Here is a 22,845-nt window from a genome sequence, read left to right as displayed (position 1 = left end):
GGGCTACCGACTCGGGCCGTCACCCCGGCTTCCGCCTAGTTCCTACCACAAGCCCCATCCAAGGGCCCGCACGGAAGAGGGTGCACTAGTGACCGTCTACGACGTCGCGCCCCGACTGCCCGATGTCGCCCGGTTGCGTGAACTGTGCCGGGCCTTGGCCGTGCTCGAAGTCGTGCTCGCCCCCGACAGCCGCGATCGCTACCACCAGTACGACCCCGCTTGGCGGCCGGGTGAGGAGGTGGCCATCGCACGCAACGGCGCAGGCGACGAGTACGCCATCGTGTTCACCGCCGCCGGTGTCTACGTGCGCGGCTTCGACCACGAGTCGCCGATGAGCCCCCACGCCACCGACGACGGCGAGCCGTGGCCCGGCGTGCTCGACTCCGTCCCGGAGGTGTTCCGGGCCCAGCTCGACGAGCCCGCCTTCGGCGACGGGTACGGAACGCCGCACGTGACGGTCTGCCTGTGGCGCGAGCCGCAGGACGATGCCTGGCGCCACGGCGTCATCGACTTTCCCGCCGGTGACTTCCCGGCCGGCGGCGACCAAGACGGTGCCGACTGGCTGTTCGGCCTGCTCACCGATGGCACCGCCGAGGCCGCCCGGGACTGGGCGCGGGACTACTACGAGCAGCCCGTGGACCTCGACGCCGTGCGCCACCTCTACGCCGGGCGCCCGCTGACCGACGAGGTGGTGACCGCGCTCAACCCCGCCACCACCCGCGCCGCGATCGCCGACGAGATCAGCCGGATCGGCTACCCGCTCGCCGCCCCCGCCTGACCCGCCCACGGCGGTAGCGTGCTTGGCATGAGCACGACCACCGGCCATGGACACGGGCACACCCACGACGGCATCAACTGGGCGGAGCGGCTCGGCCACCTGCAGGCCATCGACGCGCTCGACCGTGACACCCACGCCGACGTCGCGCAGCGGCTTGCCGCCGGGCTGCCCGAAGGCGCGACCGTGGTCGACATCGGGTCCGGGGCCGGAGGCATGAGCTCGGCTTTCGGCCGCGCGCTCGCCGCCGCCGGTGGGGGCACGGTGGTGCTCGTCGACGCTGTGCCCGCGCTGCTCGATGCGGCCACCGCGCACGTGCGGGCCGAGGCCCCCGCGGTCGAGGTCGTTTCCGTGCTCGCCGACGCGGCCGATCCGGCGTTGCCAGAGTTGGTGCCCGCGGGCGACCTGGTGTGGGCGTCCGGGGTGGTGCACCACCTTCCCGACCAGCAGCGCGGCGTGAACACCCTTGCCCGGATGGTGCGCCCGGGCGGTCGGCTCGCCCTGCGCGAAGGCGGCCTGGCGACCCAGTGCCTGCCCTGGGATGTCGGCATCGGGACGCCTGGGTTGCAGGGTCGCCTTCTCGCGGCTCGGGAGTCGTGGTTCGAGCGGATGCGAGCCGACATGCCGGATGTCGTCCGGTTGCCTGGCGGGTGGGGGCGTGCGCTGGCCGCGGCGGGGCTTGGCGACGTCACCTCATTGGGTTTTCTGGTGGACCATCCGGCGCCCGCGTCCGCCCCGGCGCGCGAGTCGGTCGTGAACTGGCTGACCTTCATGGCCGACATGGCAGGCGAGTGGCTCAGCGAGGAAGACCGAGCCACCGTCGCTCGCCTGATCGACCCCCACGACTCCGCGTTTGTCGGCAACAGCGACGACGTGTTCGTCCTCAGCGCGTCGACCGTCCACCACGGCACGCGGCCGGTACCGCCGGCGTAGCGTCTCGGGTGTGACGGAGACCTGTTCCCGCTGCAGCGCGAGCCGGGCCGACGATCCGCCGGTCCGCGCGCTGTCGTGGGTCATGGACAAGACCGACCGGGGACCGGTCTGGCTGTGCCCGGACTGCGCGCGCGATCACGTGCGGGACATCGAGGGCAAGCTGCCCGACGAGTACTGGTGACCGTCGGCAGTCAGGTCAGCCCAAGGGGCGGGCGTAGCGGATTTCGTCCGCTGTCATTCCATGTATCTCCTCGCTTTGCTCGGCACCGTCGGCCACCCAGCCGACGGTGGTGTAGAAGTCGCATGCGCGCGTGTTCGCGCGCAGCACCCACAAGGTGGCGGTGCGGAAACCGTTGGCCCGCAACGATTCCAGGGCCGCGTTGTTGAGTCGCCGACCGATCCCGGACCGCCAGTGCGCCGCCCTGACGTAGATCGCGTAGATCTGGCCCCGGTCCGGTGGGGCGTCCTCGTCGAGGGACGGGCCGCAGCTGACGAAGCCGGCGATCTCGCCGTCGAGGTCGGCCACCATCAAGGCACCGGTGGGCGCCAGGTTGGCGAGCCGGCTCGTCCAGTTGCGGTGGGATCGCTCAACCGACATGCCGTCGAGTTGCTCGGCGGGCAGGAGGCCGGCGTACGCCTTCTGCCACGTCCGAACCTGCACCTCGGCGATCCCCGCGGTATCGGCCTCGGTCGCCGGTCTGATCAGCGCCTCCATGGACCCAGGGTGCTCGCGGATGTGTTGGTGGGCAACCGAATTAGCGTGCGGACACCTCCCGCCGAGTGGTCAGGGCGCTGTGCAGGAACGCCGCGGTCAGCTGGCGGGACACCGCGTCCGGGTCGTCACGCAGGCGGGTGACGGGCGTGCGGACGACCGTCGTCCGGTGCTTGCTCAGCGGGTGCGGGTCCGCGCCGAGCGGGGTCGTGGGGTCGGTGATGACCCAGGCCAGCTTGGTCTCGGGCCACCACGCGTCGACCGTGACGGGTTCGCCGGTACCCGCCCGTATTCGGACGTCCCATTCGGGTTTGGGCAGCGGGGTGGTGCGCAGGACCCGGCGTGCCCGTGCGCGGATCAGCGAGCGGCGGTCGTTGGCCAGTTCGCCGAGCAGTGCCCTGGGCGCGGCGCTGCCACGCTGGTTGCAGACCGCCAGTTCGTCCCGCAACTGGTCGAACCCGCACAGGCCTGCCTTGACCGGGGCCTTGAGCAGTTCACGCAACCGGGCCGGGTCCTTCTCCGTGCGTGCGGCGTCCACTGTGGAGCGGACGATCGGGGCGAGAGCCAGCCCGCTGGCGTACTCGGGCGGCGGCAAGCGGGCCGTGCGTTCCACGATGACGTATCCGATGCCGGTCACCCGGCGCTCGCGGGGGATCAGCACGTGCACGCGACCGTCGTCGTCGACCGGCACGCCGTGTTCACGCATGGCGGCGACGCCGGTCGCGACCGCGTCCTCACCGGCATAGACGAGTGCGGCACGCAGCAACTGGCGTGGTGTCGGCGGTGCGGCCGACAACAAGATCACTCCGGGCAGCATGCGCTGCCACACACCGCCTGGGCGGCAACGGATCTGCGTCGTCCAGTGCGAGACGCCGGCGGTGGCGAGGTCGGCGGTGCGCACGATGCCGTCGGGCGCGTAGAGGTCGATGTCGATCGGGCTCGTGGTTGTCGTCATGCCTCGATCGTGCCGTGGAATCCGGCCTTGCCAAGCCACCCCCGGCAATCTGTGGACAACTCCGATCGCGAACGGAAGATTCAGTCGGCGAAGCCCGGCTGCCAGCGTTCGATGACCGAGCGCATCGGCACTTCCGCGTCGAGCTGGCAAAGGATTCCGGTCGTGCCGAGGGTGACCCGGTGCACCAACAGGTACTGCGGTGGCAGGTTCAACGACCGCCCGGTGCGGAAGTCTTTCCCGCGCAGGTCGCCGACCCGCTCCGCCTGCTGCTGCATCCACTTCCGGGTGAAGTGGAACTGTTGCGGCCCAGCGGGTTCCACGAACGGCATGAGGTAAGCCAGCACGTCTTCGGGGTCGATATGGGTGCCGTCGCGGACGAACCCTTCGGCACGCAGCAACTCGTAAAGATCTTCCGACCGCCCGTCCAGGGCGAGCCGGGTCATCACGCCGAGCGGCTTCGGCAAGCCGTCCGGCAGCTTCGCGACCGCGCCGAAGTCGATCACGCACATGCGCCCGTCGGCCAGCATCATGAAGTTGCCGGGATGGGGGTCGGCGTGCAGCAACCCGGCGCGCGCGGGCGCCGAGAAGTGGAACTCGGCCAGCCGCAGGCCCATCCGGTCGCGCTCCTCGCGGGTGCCCTCGCGGATGACCGAGGCGAGCGGGGTGCCGTCCACCCACTCGGTGATCATGACCTTCGGTGCGCTGGCGAGCACCTTGGGAACCAGGACGTGTTCGTCGCCCGCGAACGCCTTGGCAAACGCACGCTCGTTGTCGGCCTCGGCCCGGTAGTCGAGCTCCTCGGTCATCCGGTCGGTCAGCTCGGTCAGCAGCGGCTTGATCTCGGTGCCCGGCACGGCCGCCTGGAAGAGCTTGCTGAACCGCATGAGCTGGCGCAGGTCGGAGCGCAGCGCCTCGTCGGCGCCCGGGTACTGGATCTTGACGGCGACCTCGCGGCCGTCGTGCCACGTCGCGTGGTGCACCTGGCCGATGCTGGCCGCGGCCGCGGGCTGCTCGTCGAACTCGGCGAACCGGCTCCGCCAGCCGCTGCCCAGCTGCTCGTCGAGCATCCGCTGCATGGCCTTCGTGCTCATCGGGGGCGCGGCCGCCTGCAGCTTGGTGAGCGCTTCGCGGTAGGGCTCGGCGAGCTCGTCGGGCACGGCGGCCTCGAACACGCTCAACGCCTGGCCGAACTTCATCGCGCCGCCCTTGAGCTGGCCGAGCACGGCGAAGAGCTGCTCCGCGGTCTTGGCCGACATCTCGGCGCTGACCGCTTCCGCCGACTGGCCGGCCAAGCGCTTGCCCCACCCGCCGACGACGCGCCCGGCCACCCCGAGCGGCAGGCTGGCCAGCTTGGCCGTGCGTGCGGCGGTCTTGCGCGGCATGTCGGTCACTCGTGCGATTCTCCCGTCTCGACCGGTCCTGTGCAGCCGCTTTGGCCGACCCGGTCGACCACCCAGCGCCCGCGACCCGCTCGTTGTTACGGCTTGCGGGGGAAAGCGGGAGGTGAGGGCGCTGCTGAGGGCCGGGGAGCGACCGGGGATCAAGGGCTGTGGCGGTCGCCACCCGGGCCGGGCCGGTTTCGCTCAGGGCGTATCGGCCCGGTCCGCCGCCGCGCCGGGGACGGCGGACCGGACGGTCATCGATCCAGGTTCTCCTCGCGCAGGTGGGCACCGCACGGGCACGCCGGATGGGGTGGCCAGTCGCGGGCGAGGGTCGTCGACTCGAACGGGTCGAGCTCGATTGAGCCGTTCCACACCGGCGGCGGCGACTGCGGTGGCCGCCACGCCACGAAACGCAACGCCTGGGCGGCGGCCAGCGCGGCCACGGCCTGCGCACACGCCAGATCCGCCGGTCGCGTCTGGCCCGCCAACTGCGCCGCCACCGATGGCCAGCACGGGTCCAGCTCGGTGCGTCGCAGGTCCGCGCAGTGCAGGCAACTCGACCGGCCCGGCACGACCAGCGGCCCGACCACGCCGGTCCGCTCGTGCACGCGCACCAGCAGGTGCGGGACCTTCGCCCGGCTCAGCTTGGTGACCACATCGGGGCGTGGCACGGCCGAGTCGGCCAGCACGACCAGCGTCGGCCGGCGCAACGGCCTGGTCACCGCGCACGGCTCGACGCGTTCGATGGCCTCGCGCGCGGCCGTGCGCCGCGGCCGGCCGACGTCGGACTCCAGGTATCCGGTGCCGACGTCCTCCGGGACCACGACCCCGCCGGCGATCGGGTGGACCCGGCCGACTCCGGCCGCCGCGAGCAGGCAGGCCACGGCGATGGCCAGCCGGCCGTTGCCGTGCACCTCGATCGTCGCGTGCGCGCGCAGGTCGGGGACGTGCGCGCCGGTCAGGCCGTTCAGCACGCTCGACGTGACGTCGGCGGCCAGCCGGGCGGTGGGCCGGGGGTGGTCCGTGGCGTCTTCGACGAGGCCGCGCTTGTCCAGCTGGCGCAGCACTTTCGCCAGTTCGTCGTGCTCCTGCGGCTCGGGCGAGGTGCCGAGCAGGTCGGCCACCGTGTGAGCGCCGGTCAGCCGGTGCATCGCCCGCTCCACGGTCGGCGAGAGCCCGCTCAGCACGGTCGCGTGGTCGGGCTCGATGCCGATCTGGAGCTCACCCGTGCGTCTTCGCAGCACCGCGACCCCGGCGAGGACGCGGGGGCGCCTCGGCACCGGGAGTTCGGCTTGGGTGACGTCGCTGATCTCGGCAAACTCGGTCATGCCGCCAGGCTGGCAGCGCGCGAACCTCCCGTGCAACCAGTTGTCCACAGGCACCCAGTTATCCACAGCTGCAAGAGAACCCTGCCGAATTGTCGGCGGTTGGCTTTAACGTTGGGGTGTGGCCGAAGAAAGCGTCGAAGTCCGTCGCAGCAAGCGAAGGACACGCACCGTCACCGCGTACCGGGACGGCGACACCATCGTCGTCCTGATCCCGGCGAGGATGACCAAGAAGGAAGAGGCGCATTGGGTCGCCGAGATGCAGAGCAGGCTGCTCCGCAGCGAGACCAGGCGCCGCTCACCCGCGCGCGAGTCCGACGCGGCGCTGCTCGAGCGCTGCGGCGAACTCACCGCGCGGTACCTGCGTGGCGGCCCGTCGCCGCGCAGCATCCGGTGGGTGCCGCCCATGCGCACCCGATGGGCGTCCTGCACCCCCGTCGACCGGACCATCCGCGTCAGCGAACGGCTGCGCGACGTGCCCAGCTGGGTGCTCGACTACGTGATCGTGCACGAGCTCGCGCACCTGCAGGAGGCAGGCCACGGGCCCGAGTTCTGGGCGCTGGTGCGCAAGTACCCGCGCACCGATCGGGCCATCGGTTACCTGGAAGGACTCTCGGCGGCGGCGGGGTGGTCGATGGAAGAAGACTGAGCGGGTCAGCTCGACTTCTCGTCGGGTCCCTCGTCGCTCGCCGACCCACCGTCCTTCGGCGCGTCCTTCTCCTGCGCGTCCTTCTCCCGCGCCGCTCGCTCCCGCTCCTCGGTTTCCTGGAGCTGGGCCAGCGGGTCGTCGCTGAGCTGCGGCGTCGCGCCGAGCCGCTCGGCGAACTCCAGCGGATCGTCGAGGTCTTCCGCTGTGGGCATCAGGTCCGGGTGCGCCCACAGCCCGTCCCGGGCCTCGATGCCCTGCTGGTCGCCGACCAGCCGCCAGAGCGCCGCGGCCGCGCGCATCTTGCGCGGGCGCAGCTCGAGGCCGACGAGGGTGGCGAAGGTCTGCTCGGCGGGACCGCCGGAGGCACGGCGGCGGCGCAGCGTCTCGCGCAGCGCGTCGGCACCGGGCAGCCGGTCGGTCACGGCGTCGCCGACAACGACGTCGACCCAGCCCTCGACCAGCGCGAGCATGGTCTCCAGGCGGGTGAGCGCGGCCTTCTGCTCCGGGGTGGTCTGCGGTTCGAGCATGCCGGACTGCATGGCCTGCTCGAGGCTCTCGGGGTTCGTCGGGTCGATGCCCTGGGTGAGCTGCTGGAGCGCGTCGGTGTCGACCTTGATGCCGTGGGCGAACTCCTCGACGGTCGCGAGCAGCCGCTGCCGCAGCCACGGCACGTGGGCGAACAGCCGCTGGTGGGCGGCCTCGCGCGCGGCGAGGAACACCGTGACCTCGCTGGCGGGGCGCTCGAGGCCCTTGGTGAACTCCTCGACGTTGGCGGGCACCAACGCCGCGGTGTTCTCCGGGCCGAGCGGCAGGCCGATGTCGGTCGAGGTCAGCACCTCGCCGGCGAGCTGGCCGAGCGCGTTGCCCAGCTGCGAGCCGAAGGCCATGCCACCCATCTGGCCGACCATCGACAGCAGGGGGCCGGCGGCCTCCTTGGCCTCGGCAGGCAGGGCCTCCACCCATGCACCCGACACGCGCTTGGCGACCGGGTCGCACAGCCGGCGCCAGGTCGGCAGGGTCGAGTCGACCCAGTCGCGCGGGGTCCACGCCTTGGTGGTGGTCGCGCCCACGGGCAGGGTCGTCACCGGGTCGAGCCACATCTCGGCGAGGTGGACCGCGTCGGCGATCGCGCCGCCGGGGTCCGGGTCGCCGGTGAAGCCGGCGCCGCCGAGCTTCTGCACGGCGATCTGCTTGGCGATGTCGTAGTTGACCGGACCGCTCGACTCACCGGCCTGGCTCAGCATCTGGCCGAGCTGGCTGAGCATCTGGCCGAGCTGGCTGAACGCCTCGAAGGGGTTCTCCTGCCCGCCCGAGCCAGGGCCGCCGGGGTTGTCGCCCTGGCCGCCCTTGCGGCTGGAGTCGTCGGGGTCCGGCGGTCCGAAGCCGAACGGCGTGTCGCTCATGCCCCCACGGTACGCGGCGGCGCCACACCTGCGGACGGTGGTGATCACGCTGGTCGTACGCTGTTGCGTCGTGAGCGAGCGTGCGAGCGAACCGATGGCACCGCGAGCCGGTGGACGCCGGCCCCGAGCCGCTGCGAGGGGATGGGCGTGAGCACTCCCACACCGGCCGAGCAGCAGGAGCAGGACAAGCCGGCTGCTGCCGAACAGCAGCACGTCGCGGGCAGGCGGTTGAGCAGGCGCGGCTGGACGGTCCTGGTCAGCGGCGTGCTGGTGGTCGCGTTCCTGGTCGCCGGGTTCGTGGTGCCGGTGCCCTACGTGGCGATCGGCCCCGGGCCGACCTACGACACGCTCGGCTCGGTGCGAGACAAGACCGTCGTGCAGATCGACGGTCACGCCGTCGCGCCCACGCACGGCCAGCTGCGGATGACCACCGTGCAGGTGTCGAGCGACGTGACGCTCTTCGGCGCGATGGGGCTCTGGATCAGCGGGCGGTACGCGCTCGCCCCGCGCGAGGAGTACTTCCCGAACGGCGAGACCGAGGACCAGGTGTCCAAGGAAAACGTCAAGATGTTCCAGGACTCGCAGAGCAATGCCGAGGTCGCGGCCCTGCGCACGCTGCACTTCCCGATCAAGGTGCTGGCGGGCGAGATCGTCGCGGGCGCGCCCGCCGACAAGGCGATCGCGCCGGGTGATCAGTTGGTCGACGTCAACGGTCAGGTCATCCACCAGCAGGAAGACGTGCGCAAGGCGCTGACCGGCACCAAGCCCGGCCAGAAGATCGCGATGGTGATCAAGCACGGCGACGCGGCGCCGAAGACGGTGTCGATCACCCTCGGCACGCCGCCGGACGACCGCAAGGAGGGCTTCATCGGCCTGACCGCGGTCGACCGCGCCGACGTGAAGTTCAAGACCACCATCAACCTGGCCGACGTCGGCGGTCCCTCGGCCGGGCTGATCTTCGCGCTGGCCATCGTCGACCGGCTCTCCGGCGACGACCTCGCGAACGGTCAGACGATCGCGGGCACCGGCGAGATCGACGTGAAGGGCAACGTCTCACCGATCGGCGGGATCCCGTTCAAGATGGTCTCCGCTCGCGAGGACGGCGCGACCACCTTCCTCGTCCCGGCCGACAACTGTGCCGAGGCCAAGGAACGCGTGCCGGACGGCCTCCAGCTCATCCGGGTGGAGAACCTGCAGGGCGCGATCGACGCCTTGAAGAACCTCAAGGCGCACCGGCCGGTACCGGGCTGCTGAGGGCCGGGCTGCTGAGCGCTACCGCAGGGTCTGCAGCAGCGCACGGGTGAGGTTCGGCGCGAGCTCGGGGTGCTCGACGACCTCCTCCTCGACGTCCACACCGGACTCCCGCACCCGCAGCACGCACGCGGCCGAGCCGTCGCGCAGCACCGCGGCGACCAGCCGGGCCTCGCGCCGCAGCGGGTGCTCGGCGGCGACCCGGCGCAACACCTCGGTGTCCTCGGCCTCGTTGCTGCCGTCGGGCAGTTCGGCCTCCACGTCCGGTGGCAGCACGACGATCTCCTGGGCGAGCGCGCAGCCGTGCACGGCGGCCGGCCACTCGATGCCCGCCAGCGCGTCGGCGAGGTCCTCGCTGGGCAGCGGGTCCTGGGCGATCGGGGTCAGCGGGCTGGCCGGGTCGACCTGGCCAGCGAGCTCGGGCTGCTGGGCGAGCAGCTCCGCGGTGGGCACCAGCGCGAACAGCTGCGGAGGCTGGTCCCAGCCGCCCGAGGCCACGAAATCCTCCACTTCACGGGCGAGCGAAGGCAGGTGGGCGGGGTTCGGCGAAGTCGGCACGACCACCATCGTCGCATCCACGCGACACCCGCTCGACGGGTGCTGCGGGAACCATCCGGGACATCTCTACAGTTGACATATCGGAACGGTCCACCAGGTCCGGTCCGGCGGCGGTCGAGCACGGCGGGTGCGCGACGGCTGACAACCGTGTGTCGAACACCAGTTGGAGCGTGCCCTGTGGCCACTCGGCCCCCGATCGGCCTCCCGAAGCTGCCGCGGCGCGGCAAGATCTTGCTCAGCATCGTCGTCGGCCTGATCCTGATCTTGATCATCGGCGCGCGCCTGCTCGGCGCGTACGTCGACTGGTTGTGGTTCGGCGAGGTGGGCTTCCACTCGGTGTTCAGCACCATCCTGGTCACGCGGGTGGTGCTGTTCTTCGTGCTTGGGTTGCTCGTCGGCGGCGTGTTCGCGGTGAGCATCTGGGTCGCCTACCGCATGCGCCCGGTGTTCGTACCGGTCAGCGGCGCCGACGACCCGCTCGCCCGCTACCGCTCGACCGTCGTGCAGCGGGTCCGGCTGATCGGGATCGGCCTGCCGGTGCTCGTCGGTCTCATCGCCGGCTGGGCCGCGCAGTCCGACTGGCAGGTCGTGCAGTTGTTCCTGCACTCGACGTCGTTCGGCATCCAGGACCCCGAGTTCCACCTCGACGTCGGCTTCTACGCATTCAAGCTGCCGTTCTACACGTGGTTGATCGGCTGGCTCTTCGTCACCGTCGTCGTCGCGTTCTTCGGCGCGCTGATCACGCACTACCTCTTCGGCGGCATCCGGCTGGCGAACAAGGGCGGCCAGCTCGCCACCCCGGCCCGCGTGCAGTTGTCGGTGACCGCGGGCGTCTTCGTGCTGATCTACGCGGTCAGCTACTTCTTCGAACGCTACGAACTGCTCTCCGACGACCGGAACTCGCTGTTCACCGGCGCCACCTACACCGACCTCAACGCGGTGCTGCCCGCCAAGCTGATCCTGTTGTGCATCTCGGTGTTCTGCGCCATCGCGTTCTTCGCGGGCGCCTTCCTGCGCAACCTGCAGCTACCCGCGATCGCGACCGTCCTCCTGGTCCTGTCCAGCATCCTGATCGGCACCGCGTGGCCGCTGGTGCTGCAGCAGTTCTCGGTCAAGCCGAACGAGAGCGCCAAGGAGCAGATCCCGATCCAGCGCAACATGGACGCCACCCGCCAGGCGTTCGGGCTCGGCCCCGACAAGGTCGAGATCAAGGACTACCCGGGCACCTCCACCGCGGACCTCGACCAGCTGCAGAAGGACGCCGGCGCGAGCAACACCATCTCCAACGTGCGCCTGCTCGACCCGAACATCCTCGCCCCCACGTTCACCCAGCAGCAGGCCACCGACAACGTCTACGGCTTCCCGGCCAAGCTCGACGTCGACCGGTACACGGTGGACAACCAGCTGCGCGACTACGTCGTGGCCGCGCGCGAGATCAACACCGACAACCTCGCCGAGAACCAGCGGTCCTGGATCAACCGGCACGTCGTCTACACCCACGGCAACGGCTTCGTCGCCGCGGCGGCCAACACGGTCGACGAGGCACCCAGCCAGACGCCCGAGAGCCCCACGTCGAACACCACGGCCACGACCTCGACCCGCGGTGGCTACCCGATCTTCACCGTCAGCGACCTGAACTCCATGGACTCGGCCAAGGAGACCAAGAAGCCGCTGCCGATCCCGATCACCGAGCCGCGGGTCTACTACGGCGAGCTCGCCACCGACTACGCCATCGTCGGCGCGCCGCGCGAGTACGACGGCCAGAACCGGCCCGCCTACGAGTACACCGGCACCGGTGGTGTCCCGGTGGGCAGCCTGTTCAAGCGGCTGGTGTTCGCGGCCGACTTCACCGACCGCAACATCCTGTTCTCCGGGGAGATCAAGGACAACTCGCGGATCATGTACAACCGCGACCCCAAGACCAGGGTCAGCAAGGTCGCGCCGTGGCTGACGCTCGACAACGACCCGTACCCCGCGGTCGTCGGCGGGCGGATCCAGTGGATCGTCGACGGGTACACGACCCTGGAGAACTACCCGTACGCGCAGAAGACGCAGTTCGGCCAGGTCACCAGCGACTCGCTGAACAGCGGGCCGCGCCAGGAAGAGAACATCAGCTACATCCGCAACTCCGTGAAGGCCGTCGTCGACTCGTTCAACGGCAGCGTCACCCTCTACGCCGTCGACGAGACCGACCCGGTGCTCAAGGCGTGGGAGGGCGTGTTCCCGGGCACGGTGAAGCCGACGAGCGCCATCCCGCCGGAGCTCGCGACGCACTTCCGCTACCCGGAGGACCTGTTCAAGGTCCAGCGCGACCTGCTCGCCCGCTACCACGTCGGCAGCCCGCAGGAGTTCTTCTCCACGCAGACCTTCTGGGACGTGCCGCCGGACCCGACCGTCGAGGGCGGCAGCCCCACCGACATCAACGGGGAGAAGCAGCCGCCTTATTACGTGGTGGCGCAGACGCCGGAGCAGTCCAAGCCGACGTTCCAGGTGACGAGCGCGCTCACCAGCTTGAAGCGGCAGTTCCTCGCGTCCTGGGTCTCCGTGTCGTCCGACCCTGACGACTACGGGAAGATCAAGGTGTTGCGCCTACCGCAAGCCTCGTCCCAGGTGGACGGGCCGATCCAGGTGCAGAACAACTTCCAGGGCAGCTTCACCGCCGACCGGACGCTGCTGCAGAACCAGCAGTCGACGGTGAAGTTCGGCAACCTGCTGACGTTGCCGGTCGCCAACGGCCTGATCTACGTCGAGCCGATCTACATCCAGCAGAAGGCGGCGAACGCCTTCCCTCAGCTCGCCCGCGTGCTCGTCGCGTACGGCAAGAAGATCGGGTTCTCGACGACGCTCGGCGCGGCGCTCGACCAGGTCTTCGGACCGGGCGCCGACGAACTTGCCACCCAGCCGAGCGGGAGCACGCCACCGCCGAGCACCGGCACGTCGACGCCGCCGACCAGCACGACGCAACCGCCGAACACCCAGCCGGGCAGCGGCAACAGCGCCGAGATGCAAGCGGCGGCCAACGACATGGCGTCAGCCTTCCAGCGGCTCAAGGCGGCACAGGCCAAGAACGACTACGAAGGTGTGGCCAAGGCCTTCGCCGACCTTGACGCGGCGTCCAAGCGGTACGACGCGGCCAAGGGCAAGACCACGACCACCACGACCACGACGACCAAGCCGCCGCCGACCTCCGGCGGAGGCTGATCCGACCCCCGCGACACCCCGCGCCGGCGTACCTGTAAGCTGGTATCACCGACGCGGGGTGGAGCAGCTCGGTAGCTCGCTGGGCTCATAACCCAGAGGTCGCAGGTTCGAATCCTGTCCCCGCTACTCGTCCGGGCGGCCCCTGTCTGCAGATTGCGCAGACGGGGGCCGTTTCGCATTTGTATCTGGGGGGCGACCCCCAGACCCCCGAGCGGGGGCTCCGCCCCCCTGCCCCCGGCGCGTCGCCGCGGCGTAGCCGCGGCGCGAGCGCCGCGAGCTTGCGAGCGCCGCGTCCTTGGGGACCCGAGCTTGCGTGCGCCGCGTCCTTGGGGACCCGGGGTTGCGTGGGGGCGCGTCGAGCTGTGCGGAAGGCGGGCTTTGGCCTGGTGCTTCCGGCGGCGTGCGCTGCGGCGGTGCGAGCGTGCGAGTGCCGCGTCCCGTGGGACCCGGGGTTGACTCGATCTGTCTGGAGAACCCTCGGGTGGGTTCTGCCCTCTTGCCCTTGGCGGGTGCGGGGGAGCGGGTTGCGGGGCTGGGGCCTGGGGTTATGGGTGTCCACAGTGGTCTGGGGTATGCGGGTGCGAGGGCCCTTCCGGGGCGTGTAGACTGGTATTACCGACGCGGGGTGGAGCAGCTCGGTAGCTCGCTGGGCTCATAACCCAGAGGTCGCAGGTTCGAATCCTGTCCCCGCTACTCATCCGGGCAACCCCCGTCTGCGGAACACGCAGACGGGGGTTGCTTCATTTTCGTAGAGCTTGTCCCGAGCGCCAGTGGGGCATTTGGTGTTGTGGCAGCTTCGGCGTTGGGCTGTTGGGGTGTTTCTTGGGCGGGTTTCTGACGGATTATTCCGGCGTCCGTCCGTTCGGTGAGGCGCCCGCGGCGCGGGCGGTGGGCTTGGTGGGTTAGTGCCGTTGGTGCCTTTGGGGGACGGAAGTCCTTGTCTCACACGGAAGGCGGTAGGGCCCGTAACCCGTATGTCGCAACCGGACGGTCTCTCGAACACGATCAGCCACATTGGACAGATTTAGCGGCCACTGTGGACAGCCAACGCTCCGCGTGGCACGGTTGTGGGGTGTCTGATCTCAATGCCACTGCCGCCGCATTGCTCGGGCTGCTGCACGACGGTCCCCAAACCGGTGGGCAGCTCGTCGCCGCCGCTCGTGAGCGGTTCGGCTCGTTCTTCAGCGTGACCCGCAGCCAGGTCTACCGGGAGCTGCCCGCGCTCGCCGACTCCGGCCTCGTCCGGCTCGGCAAGCAAGGTGCCCGCTCCAGCCAGCAGTACGTGATCACCGCTGCCGGCAAGAAGGCCTTCAAGACCTGGCTCACCGGCGAGCCCGGCCCCGACCACCTGCGCAGCCCGCTGATCCTGCGCCTGGTGCACGCCGACACGCTCACCGCGAAGCAGCGGTCCGCGTTGATCGACTCCGCCAAGCAGGCCTACACCGCCGAGCACGACGCGGCCCGCGCCGCGGCCAAGAGCGCCGAAGGCCCCAACGCCAAGGCGATCGCCGAGTACGGGGTCGCCCGCGCGAAGGCCACGCTCAAGCTGCTCGACTCCATCTCCGGCAGCTGACAACCCCAGGCTGACCACCGGCACGTCCGGCATTCCGCGTAATCTTTGCCGGTGTGAACCCCGATGTGGCAGCAGACCTCAAGGACCTCTCCGCGACGCTCGGCAACGTCGAGGCGGTGATGGACCTCGATGGACTGCGCTCGACCATCGGCGAGTTGGAGACCCAGGCGACCAAGCCGGACCTCTGGGACGACCCGGAGAACGCGCAGAAGGTCACCAGCCAGCTCTCGCACAAGCAAGGTGAACTGCGCCGGATCGAGGAACTGCGGTCCCGCCTCGACGACCTGCCCGTGCTCTACGAGCTCGCCGAGGACGAAGGGGACGAGGGAAGCCTCGCGGAGGCGGACGCCGAGCGCGCCCGCCTCCGCACCGACATCGCCTCCATCGAGGTGCGCACGCTGCTCTCCGGCGAGTACGACGAGCGCGACGCGCTGGTGACCATCCGGTCCGAGGCGGGCGGCGTCGACGCCGCCGACTTCGCCGAGATGCTCATGCGCATGTACCTGCGCTGGGCCGAGCGCCACGGCTACCCGACCGAGGTCTACGACGTCTCCTACGCCGAAGAGGCGGGCATCAAGTCGGCCACCTTCAAGGTGAGCGCGCCGTACGCCTACGGCACGCTGTCCGTCGAGCAGGGCACCCACCGGCTCGTGCGCATCTCGCCGTTCGACAACCAGGGCCGCCGCCAGACCTCGTTCGCCGCGGTCGAGGTCGCGCCCGTGGTCGAGCAGACCGACCACGTCGTCATCGACGAGAAGGACCTGCGCGTCGACGTCTACCGCTCGTCCGGCCCCGGCGGGCAGGGCGTGAACACCACCGACTCCGCCGTCCGCCTGACCCACCTCCCGACCGGCATCGTGGTGTCGTGCCAGAACGAGCGCTCGCAGCTGCAGAACAAGGCGTCGGCCATGGCCGTGCTGCAGGCGAAGCTGCTCGAGCGGCGCCGCGAGGAGGAGCAGGCCGCGATGGACGCCCTCAAGGACACCTCCAGCGGGTCCTGGGGCAACCAGATGCGTTCCTACGTCCTGCACCCGTACCAGATGGTCAAGGACCTGCGGACCGAATTCGAGGTCGGCAACCCCTCGGCGGTGCTCGACGGCGACATCGACGGCTTCCTGGAGGCCGGCATCCGCTGGCGCAAGACTGCGTAGCCGTCTACCTGCGAAGAGTCATCAAGCCGGTACTGCAACGGGTCGATAACGGCCGCAGGTAGACTCGCGCCTCGTGATCCGGCTCGAACACGTTTCCAAGACCTACAAGTCCTCCGCACGCCCCGCGCTGGACAACGTCGACGTCGAGGTGGACAAGGGCGAGTTCGTGTTCCTCATCGGACCGTCCGGCTCGGGCAAGTCGACGTTCCTGCGCCTGTTGCTGCGCGAGGAGATCCCTTCGAAGGGCCGGGTCTACGTCGCGAACTTCGACGTGGCGCGGATGGCCCGGCGCCGCGTCCCGCGGCTGCGCCAGTCGATCGGCTGTGTGTTCCAGGACTTCCGGTTGCTGGCCAACAAGACGGTCGCCGAGAACGTCGCTTTCGCCCTGGAGGTGATCGGCAAGCCGCGGCCGACCATCAAGAAGGTCGTGCCCGAGGTGCTCGAGCTCGTCGGCCTCGACGGCAAGGCGAACCGGATGCCGAACGAGCTCTCCGGTGGTGAGCAGCAGCGCGTCGCGATCGCGCGCGCGTTCGTGAACCGGCCGCTGATGCTGCTCGCCGACGAGCCCACCGGAAACCTGGACCCCGACACCAGCCAGGACATCATGTTGTTGCTGGAGCGGATCAACCGCACGGGCACCACGGTCCTCATGGCGACGCACGACCACTCCATCGTGGACTCGATGCGCCGCCGGGTCGTCGAGCTCTCTCTCGGCCGGGTCATCCGTGACGACGCCCGCGGCGTCTACGGCGTAGGCCGCTGACCCGAACCCCACCGCCTCTTCCCCCGACTCCCGAGGACTCCCTGCCCCATGCGTGCCAGCTTCGTGATCAGCGAGGTCATCACCGGCCTGCGTCGCAACGTGACCATGACCGTCGCGATGATCCTGACCACCGCCATCTCGCTGGGCCTGCTCGGCGGCGGCCTGCTGGTCGTCCGCATGATCGACAAGATGTCGGTGATCTACAACGACAAGGTCGAGGTCACCGTCTACCTGACCAAGGACGTCAGCGCCGAGAACGACACCTTGGTCAACGGCAAGGCGGGCCCGGGCTGCAGCACGCAGGAGTGCACGGCGCTGCGCACCCAGCTGGAGAACGACCCGGCCGTCGAGTCGGTGGTCTTCGAGAGCCGGGCCCAGGCGTACAAGCGGTTCCAGGAGATCTTCGCCGCCCAGCCGGAGCTGCTGAAGCTGGCGCGCCAGGAGTCGCTGCCCGCGTCGTTCCAGGTGAAGACCAAGGACCCGAACCGCTCCGACGTCATCAAGCAGACCTACAGCGGCAAGCCCGGCGTGGACACCGTCGGCGACCAAGCCGACTTCCTCAAGCGGTTCTTCGGGCTGCTCAACGGCATCCGCAACGCGACGTTCGCGATCGCGTTGATCCAGGCCGTCGCCGCCCTGCTGCTGATCTCCAACACGATCCAGGTCTCGGCGTTCACGCGGCGAACAGAAGTCGGCATCATGCGCCTGGTGGGCGCGACGCGGTGGTACACCCAGCTGCCCTTCCTTCTGGAAGCGGTGGTCGCCGGCGTCGTCGGTGCCATCCTCGGCACGCTGGGGCTGTTCGGCGCCAAGGCGTGGTTCCTCGACAAGGTCCTGGCCGGCCCGATCTCCGCGGGAATCATGCCGCCGATCGATTCGTTGGACGTGATACTCGTGTCGCCGTGGCTGTTGCTGTCGGCCATCGTGATCTCGGCGTTCACCGGATACGTGACCCTGCGCCTGTACGTGCGGCACTAAGCATTTGCCCAGGTACGTAAGGTCAACACCATGGTGAAAGAACGCGGGCAGAAGGTGATCGCGTCGAACCGCAAGGCTCGGCACGACTACACCGTGCTCGACACCTACGAGGCGGGCGTGGTGCTGATGGGCACCGAGGTCAAGAGCCTGCGCGAGGGTCGGGCGTCGCTTGTGGACGCTTTCGCCACGGTCGACGACGGCGAGGTGTGGCTGCGCAACCTGCACATCCCCGAGTACGTGCAGGGCACGTGGACCAACCACACGCCGCGCCGCACCCGCAAGCTCTTGCTGCACCGCAAGGAGATCGAGCGGCTGATCGGCAAAACGAGGGAGAGCGGTCTGTCCCTCGTTCCGCTGTCGCTGTACTTCAAGGACGGCAAGGTGAAGGTCGAACTGGCGTTGGCGAAGGGCAAGAAGTCCTACGACAAGCGCCAGGACCTGGCCAAGCGTGATGCCCAGCGCGAGATCGCGCGGGCGGCCGGGCGGGCGGCCAAGCGCGGCCGCTGGTGAGCGGGCCGCTGACCGACGCCGACGTGGCGCCGTGGGTCGCCTCGCTCGGGCTGCCGCACCTGGTCGACCTGCACCTGCACTTCCTGCCCGACCGGATGCAGCAGAAGGTGTGGGCGTACTTCGACGAAGCCGCGGAGCACTACGGCACCCCGTGGCCGATCCAGTACCGGATGTCCGAAGAGGACAGACTGGACGTGCTGCGCAAACTGAACGTCGGCGTGTTCGCGCCGCTGGTCTACCCGCACAAGCCGGGCATGGGCGCGTGGCTGACCGAGTGGGTGCTGGACTTCGCCGCCCGCACGCCCGGCGCCGTCCCGACCGCCACGATCTACGCCGAGCCCGGCGTGACGAGCTACCTGGGCGCGGCCCTCGAAGCCGGTGCGCGGTGCGTGAAGGCCCACGTGCAGGTCGGCGGCTACGACCCGCGTGACCCGCTGCTCGACCAGGCGTGGGGCATGATCGCCGACGCCGGTGTGCCGGTCGTCATCCACTGCGGGCACGGTCCCGCTCCCGGCGAGTTCACCGGGCTCGACGTGTTCGAAGAGGTCCTGCGCAGGCACCCGGCGCTGACCGCGGTGCTCGCCCACGCCGGGATGCCGGAGATCGGCCTGGCGCTCGACCTGGCGCAGCGCTACCCGCGCCTGCACCTCGACACGACAATGGTGGGCGTCGCGTTCACCGCCGGCATGAGCCCGCTGCCGGACGACTGGCTGGACCGGCTGGCGGCCCTGCCAGACCGGATCGTCCTGGGCACGGACTTCCCGTCCATCCCGTACCCGTACGCCGAACAGCTCGCCGCGATCGCCGGCTGGGCGCAAGCCGACGACCGGCTCGGCGAGCCGTTCCTGCGTGCCGTCCTGCACGACAACCCGTCGCGCCTGCTCAGGCTGGGTACGTCCGGGTAGCGTCGAAGCGCTCGCGGTACTGCTCGTCGGCCCGGCGCAGCTGACCCCAGGTCGGCGCCAGCATCGCCTGCGCGAACCGCCCGTGCAGCTTGGCCGCGGCCCGGCTCAGGAACACCGTCGCCACCAGGACCAGCAGCCCGCCGATCGCCCACGGCAGGGCGTCGAGCGTCGAGTTCACCAGGATGACCGGGCCGTTGCCCTGGCCCCAGTCCAGCAGCGGTGCCTCGCCGTTGGGCAGGTACCGGAACCAGATCCACAGCGTGGTCAGGCCGAGGCCCACGGCCCACAGCGTCACGAACGAGATGAACCAGAAGAGGCCGATCGGGAACAGCAACACCAGGTAGACCATGTCACGCCAGGTGGCCGGGTCCTTCGCGCGGGCCTTCATGTCCTGCATGAACCCGCCGGGCAGCGGCCGGTACGGCTCGGCGATGAAGCGGTTGAGCAGCGTGCGGGCGCGTGCGCGCTCCAGGCGAGCGCCGCCGCGCCACATCATCATGCCGAGCATCGCGATGGGCAGACCGAGCCAGAACATCAGCAGCGGGACGCCCATGGAGAACACGGCGACCGTCATCGTGAACCAGAAGATGCCGAGCGGCAGCGTGGTGAGCAAGTACACGTTCGCGGCACCCACCGACGGCGTGCCCGCCGTCGTTTCCTCCACCGTTGTCATCGTCCCTCTCCCCACAACCGTCGTCATGCGTTCAGCATGCTCGCAGGCCGGCCCGGTCACGATGGGGCGAGGCACCGGATCGGGGTAGAGCTAGCCCTACCAATCGGGATGATCCAGGTTGGCGGAAGCGTTAGACTTGCAGAGACAGATCCCAACAAGGGGGTGAACGGTTTCGACTCTGGACGTTGAGTCAGGGGAAGCGTGCAGGTGCAGGCGGGATGACCACCTCAAGCGTCGCCCGCAAACCAATAAGCGCCAAGACTAACAGTCAGCGCGACTTCGCCCTCGCCGCCTGAGCGAGGCGAAGTCTGTCGGCCCAGGGGCGCCTCCGCCCTGGTCAGCCGGCATCAGCTAGGAGGCTCACCGCCAGACCCGGTCACGGGGGCTGGTAGGGACACTCACAGTGACTGGGCCCGTCACGTCGGCTTGTTCGCGTGACCGACGGGGCCGAGTAGAGGCATAGCGAACTGCGCACGGAGAAGTCCTGTCGAGACGACAGAGGACCCGGGTTCGATTCCCGGCACCTCCACTCGGAGCGCCCCTGTCCGCGGAAAGCGCGGACAGGGGCGTTTCGGCTTTTGTTGTGGGGGCCGAGCCCCCACACCCCCACGGTGCGAGCTCCTCTCGAACCAGCGCTGGGCACGTGAGTGGTGACCAGCGCAGTCGGCCAGCCGCCCACTGCAGCGGGAAGGCCGCGCCGCCGCGAGACCAAGCCGCCGCAGATGAGCGCCCCTGCGAGACCAGGCCGCACCCACACAAGGCCCACCAGCGAGGCCAAGCAAACGGGCCGGTGGTGGGTTCGGTTTTACACGGGGCACGGCGGCCGTACGCTGGTCGGCAAGCAAGGGCAGGCCTGCCTGCCCCTTGTTTCGCGCTTGCTGGCCGCCGTGGGGGTCCCCGTGTCAAACCGAACCCACCACTGAGATTCCGGACCAGAGATCAGCGCTTGCGGGTGTAGATCAGGGCCATTTCGCCAGTCTCGCCGACCTCTTGACGGGTCAAGGTCCAGTGAGTCGCGGGCAAGCCGTCCTCGAAGAGGCGGTCGCCGCCGCCCGTGATCACCGGCGTCACGATCAGGTACAGCTCGTCCACCAAATCCGCCGCCAGCAACGGCTTGGCGATCGACGGCGCCGTGTTGACCAGGATGTCGCCAGTCCCCGAAGCCTTGAGCTCGGCGATCACGGCCGCCGGGTCGCCCTCGACCACGTGGGAGTGGTCCCACGGCGCCTCGGTCAGCGTCCGGGAGAAGACGACCTTCTCCGCGTCCACCAACCACTTCGCATAACCGCGGTCGCGCGGGTCGGCGTTCTCGTCCTCGGCGACGGTGGACCAGTAGCCGACGAAGCCCAGGGCGTTGCCGCGGCCGAAGACGGCCGTCGTCGCACCGTCGTGGATGCGGCTCAGGTGGTTGCGGGCCACGTCGGTGACGGCGAACGGGATGATCGCGCCCATGTCTCCCGGACCGTCCGGGCCGTTGTAGTGGCCGTCGAGGGTGAGGCTGATGTTGACGCGGACGTTGCGGGTCATGGCTTTGCTCCCAATGCTCTCGTGAGGTTGTCGAGGACCTGGCCCCAGCCGGTTTCGATGCCGGCTACGTACTGGGCGGCGTCCATAGTGGATTCGGTGATGGTCATGTCGATGTGCAGGCGGGTGTCTTCGGTGAACGTGACGTCGTAGGTCGCGGTGAAGGCGTCCACGATCGACAGGTCGAACACCAGGCGTTCGGCCGGGATTGCCGTGTGGACGCGGCCTTCCGAGCGGTAGGTCCCCTCGGCGTCGCGGTAGGCCAGGACCGCGCGGCCGCCGGGCGACGGCTCGATCACGCACTCGGTCGTCGTCATCGACGGCGGGGCCCACCACGACGCCAGCAGGTTCGGGTCGGTCCAGTGCCGCCAGACGACCTCGCGCGGCGCGGGCAGCACCCGCTCGAACGAGAACGTGCGGCCGTCGGCCCAGTGGGCACGGTCGGCTGCGGCGGTCTCCGCTTCGATCGAAGCCTGGTAGCGGGCGATGACGTCGCGGTCACCGGCGTGCGCGTCGGTGCGCTCGATCAGGTCCCGCAACCGCCGTTCGAACTCCTTCAGCGGAGCGGAGTCCAACGCGTAGACGCGACGCTGGCCGAGAGGGGTGACGGTGACGAGGCCACTGCGCGCAAGCGTTTGCAGGTGCTTCGTGGTCTGCGGTTGACGCAGGCCGGTCAGCTCGGCCAGTTCCCCGACCGATCGTGGTCGCTCGGCCAGCAGCTCGACGATGCGCCAGCGGGCGCCGTCTCCGAGTGCTGATGCGATCTGCTCCATGCCGAGAAGTATTCAGCATGGAGAATATTCGTGTCAAGGAATACGTAGGAGAGATTCCGTGGCGGCGTCGGCCGGGAGGAACGCCTCCAGGCGCAGCTCGGCCACTGTGACGTCGACCGCGGTGGCGAACTGGGTCAACGTGGTGATCAAGGTGAGCCGGCCGCGCGCACTGTCGAGCTGCAGGGGAACGGCGAACCCGAGGTGGTCGGGGCCAGTCGGGCGCTCGGGCACCACGGCCGTCAGCTCGGCGATCAACTCGTCGGTGCGGGCGTTCGGGGTGCGGGCGGTCTGCGCACGCAACGCGTCCAGCACGTGCCACGCCCAGGCCGCGAAGTTGCCGATGCGGGGCGCGACGCCGCGCGGGTCCAGGAACACCCGCGGCACGCTCACCGGCGGCACGAGCAGCTCCGGCGCCACGCCCTCGGTGATCACGGCGAACGCGTCGTTGGCGGCCACGAGGTCGCCGTCGCGGTCCACCACGATCGCGGGGTACGGCTCGTGGCCGCGCAGGATCTGCTCCACCGCCGTGCGGACCGGCGCCATGGCCGGGTCGGCCCAGTCGGTTCGCGGGTACGCGGGCGCGTAGCCGGCCGAGAGCAGCAGGACGTTGCGTTCGCGCAGCGGCACCTCCAGCGACTCCGCGAGCCGGATGACCATGGCGCGGCCCGGCGTCGACCGGCCGCTTTCGATGAAGCTCACATGGCGTTGCGTGGTTCCCGCACGCAACGCGAGGTCGAGCTGGCTGACGCCACGACGCCGCCGCCATGACCGCAGATCGTCCGCAAAGGACCGAGTAGGCACCACTCCGTTGTAGCGCAGCCCGCCATTCCCGCCAGGGAATTGCCGGGCCA

The 22,845-nt window shown here is 69.8% G+C and carries 22 protein-coding genes, 2 tRNA genes and 1 other RNA gene; 15 read left to right on the top strand and 10 right to left on the bottom strand.

What is annotated here, in order from left to right; all coding sequences use genetic code 11:
* Window positions 1–88 precede the first annotated feature (88 nt).
* The 3 genes from EV186_RS38460 to EV186_RS39305 are packed head-to-tail and all read left to right on the top strand — an operon-like array spanning window position 89 to window position 1,889.
* Complete coding sequence (locus EV186_RS38460; RefSeq protein ID WP_133854495.1) at window positions 89–778, top strand: hypothetical protein; 690 nt, start codon at window positions 89–91, stop codon at window positions 776–778.
* Between the two features lie 27 nt (window positions 779–805).
* The gene (locus EV186_RS38455; RefSeq protein ID WP_133854494.1) at window positions 806–1,708 is read left to right on the top strand and encodes a class I SAM-dependent methyltransferase; all 903 of its coding nucleotides are present in this window, start codon (window positions 806–808) and stop codon (window positions 1,706–1,708) included.
* Between the two features lie 10 nt (window positions 1,709–1,718).
* On the top strand, window positions 1,719–1,889 hold the full coding sequence (locus tag EV186_RS39305; RefSeq protein WP_166659534.1) for a hypothetical protein: 171 nt from the start codon (window positions 1,719–1,721) through the stop codon (window positions 1,887–1,889).
* Window positions 1,890–1,904: 15 nt separating this feature from the next.
* Here the strand turns inward: EV186_RS39305 and EV186_RS38450 are convergent, their stop codons facing one another.
* From EV186_RS38450 to EV186_RS38435, 4 genes are all read right to left on the bottom strand, one after another.
* Window positions 1,905–2,423, bottom strand: a complete 519-nt coding sequence (locus EV186_RS38450) for a GNAT family N-acetyltransferase (RefSeq protein WP_133854493.1) — start codon at window positions 2,421–2,423, stop codon at window positions 1,905–1,907.
* Between the two features lie 40 nt (window positions 2,424–2,463).
* Entirely contained in the window at window positions 2,464–3,375 is a 912-nt protein-coding gene (locus tag EV186_RS38445) for a hypothetical protein (protein WP_133854492.1), read from the bottom strand.
* An 80-nt stretch (window positions 3,376–3,455) separates the two neighbouring features.
* A complete protein-coding gene (locus EV186_RS38440) occupies window positions 3,456–4,757 on the bottom strand; it encodes an ABC1 kinase family protein (protein ID WP_208116017.1) in 1,302 nt (433 codons plus the stop codon).
* Window positions 4,758–5,011: 254 nt separating this feature from the next.
* Window positions 5,012–6,085: a TOMM precursor leader peptide-binding protein gene (locus tag EV186_RS38435; protein WP_133854490.1), complete on the bottom strand. Its 1,074-nt coding sequence runs from the start codon at window positions 6,083–6,085 to the stop codon at window positions 5,012–5,014.
* 118 nt (window positions 6,086–6,203) lie between these two features.
* On the opposite strand from EV186_RS38435, the gene EV186_RS38430 reads away from it, so the two are divergent.
* Window positions 6,204–6,731, top strand: coding sequence for a M48 metallopeptidase family protein (locus EV186_RS38430; protein WP_133854489.1), 528 nt, complete (start codon window positions 6,204–6,206; stop codon window positions 6,729–6,731).
* A 5-nt stretch (window positions 6,732–6,736) separates the two neighbouring features.
* On the opposite strand, the gene EV186_RS38425 is transcribed toward EV186_RS38430, so the two are convergent.
* Window positions 6,737–8,134: a zinc-dependent metalloprotease gene (locus tag EV186_RS38425; RefSeq protein WP_133854488.1), complete on the bottom strand. Its 1,398-nt coding sequence runs from the start codon at window positions 8,132–8,134 to the stop codon at window positions 6,737–6,739.
* Window positions 8,135–8,275: 141 nt separating this feature from the next.
* On the opposite strand from EV186_RS38425, the gene EV186_RS38420 reads away from it, so the two are divergent.
* Window positions 8,276–9,388, top strand: a complete 1,113-nt coding sequence (locus EV186_RS38420; protein ID WP_133854487.1) for a YlbL family protein — start codon at window positions 8,276–8,278, stop codon at window positions 9,386–9,388.
* A gap of 18 nt (window positions 9,389–9,406) precedes the next feature.
* Here the strand turns inward: EV186_RS38420 and EV186_RS38415 are convergent, their stop codons facing one another.
* Entirely contained in the window at window positions 9,407–9,952 is a 546-nt protein-coding gene (locus tag EV186_RS38415; protein WP_133854497.1) for a PPA1309 family protein, read from the bottom strand.
* Window positions 9,953–10,120: 168 nt separating this feature from the next.
* Here EV186_RS38415 and EV186_RS38410 point away from each other — a divergent pair, with 168 nt between their 5' ends.
* The 9 genes from EV186_RS38410 (at window position 10,121) to EV186_RS38370 (ending at window position 19,024) form a co-directional block, all read left to right on the top strand.
* Window positions 10,121–13,144: a UPF0182 family protein gene (locus tag EV186_RS38410; RefSeq protein ID WP_133854486.1), complete on the top strand. Its 3,024-nt coding sequence runs from the start codon at window positions 10,121–10,123 to the stop codon at window positions 13,142–13,144.
* 52 nt (window positions 13,145–13,196) lie between these two features.
* A tRNA-Met gene (locus EV186_RS38405) sits at window positions 13,197–13,270 on the top strand.
* A gap of 493 nt (window positions 13,271–13,763) precedes the next feature.
* Window positions 13,764–13,837 (top strand) — tRNA-Met (locus tag EV186_RS38400).
* 379 nt (window positions 13,838–14,216) lie between these two features.
* Complete coding sequence (locus tag EV186_RS38395) at window positions 14,217–14,717, top strand: PadR family transcriptional regulator (protein WP_133854485.1); 501 nt, start codon at window positions 14,217–14,219, stop codon at window positions 14,715–14,717.
* Between the two features lie 53 nt (window positions 14,718–14,770).
* A complete protein-coding gene (gene prfB, locus EV186_RS38390; protein WP_133854484.1) occupies window positions 14,771–15,868 on the top strand; it encodes a peptide chain release factor 2 in 1,098 nt (365 codons plus the stop codon).
* A gap of 73 nt (window positions 15,869–15,941) precedes the next feature.
* Complete coding sequence (gene ftsE / locus EV186_RS38385; RefSeq protein ID WP_133854483.1) at window positions 15,942–16,631, top strand: cell division ATP-binding protein FtsE; 690 nt, start codon at window positions 15,942–15,944, stop codon at window positions 16,629–16,631.
* A 48-nt stretch (window positions 16,632–16,679) separates the two neighbouring features.
* Entirely contained in the window at window positions 16,680–17,609 is a 930-nt protein-coding gene (gene ftsX, locus EV186_RS38380; protein ID WP_133854482.1) for a permease-like cell division protein FtsX, read from the top strand.
* A 30-nt stretch (window positions 17,610–17,639) separates the two neighbouring features.
* Entirely contained in the window at window positions 17,640–18,119 is a 480-nt protein-coding gene (gene smpB / locus EV186_RS38375) for an SsrA-binding protein SmpB (RefSeq protein ID WP_133854481.1), read from the top strand.
* Window positions 18,113–19,024 carry an amidohydrolase family protein gene (locus EV186_RS38370; protein ID WP_133854480.1) on the top strand — a complete coding sequence of 304 codons (912 nt, stop codon included), beginning with the start codon at window positions 18,113–18,115 and terminating at the stop codon, window positions 19,022–19,024. The genes smpB and EV186_RS38370 overlap by 7 nt, the downstream gene beginning before the upstream one ends.
* Here EV186_RS38370 and EV186_RS38365 read toward each other — a convergent pair.
* Window positions 19,002–19,697: a sensor domain-containing protein gene (locus EV186_RS38365; RefSeq protein WP_166659533.1), complete on the bottom strand. Its 696-nt coding sequence runs from the start codon at window positions 19,695–19,697 to the stop codon at window positions 19,002–19,004. The genes EV186_RS38370 and EV186_RS38365 overlap by 23 nt on opposite strands.
* A gap of 158 nt (window positions 19,698–19,855) precedes the next feature.
* Between EV186_RS38365 and ssrA the strand changes: the two genes are divergently transcribed.
* Window positions 19,856–20,229, top strand: a transfer-messenger RNA (tmRNA) gene (ssrA, locus tag EV186_RS38360).
* Window positions 20,230–20,636: 407 nt separating this feature from the next.
* Here the strand turns inward: ssrA and EV186_RS38355 are convergent.
* The 3 genes from EV186_RS38355 to EV186_RS38345 are packed head-to-tail and all read right to left on the bottom strand — an operon-like array spanning window position 20,637 to window position 22,795.
* A complete protein-coding gene (locus EV186_RS38355) occupies window positions 20,637–21,224 on the bottom strand; it encodes a dihydrofolate reductase family protein (protein ID WP_133854478.1) in 588 nt (195 codons plus the stop codon).
* Window positions 21,221–21,994 (bottom strand): metalloregulator ArsR/SmtB family transcription factor, encoded by a 774-nt coding sequence (locus tag EV186_RS38350; RefSeq protein ID WP_133854477.1) that lies wholly within the window; start codon window positions 21,992–21,994, stop codon window positions 21,221–21,223. The genes EV186_RS38355 and EV186_RS38350 overlap by 4 nt, the downstream gene beginning before the upstream one ends.
* 33 nt (window positions 21,995–22,027) lie before the next feature.
* Complete coding sequence (locus tag EV186_RS38345; protein WP_133854476.1) at window positions 22,028–22,795, bottom strand: helix-turn-helix domain-containing protein; 768 nt, start codon at window positions 22,793–22,795, stop codon at window positions 22,028–22,030.
* Window positions 22,796–22,845: the final 50 nt, after the last annotated feature.

The organism is Labedaea rhizosphaerae (assembly GCF_004362825.1).
Classification (GTDB): domain Bacteria; phylum Actinomycetota; class Actinomycetes; order Mycobacteriales; family Pseudonocardiaceae; genus Labedaea; species Labedaea rhizosphaerae.
The sequence above is the reverse complement of the archived record's forward strand: the minus strand, read 5'-3'. Positions and strand labels throughout refer to the sequence as shown.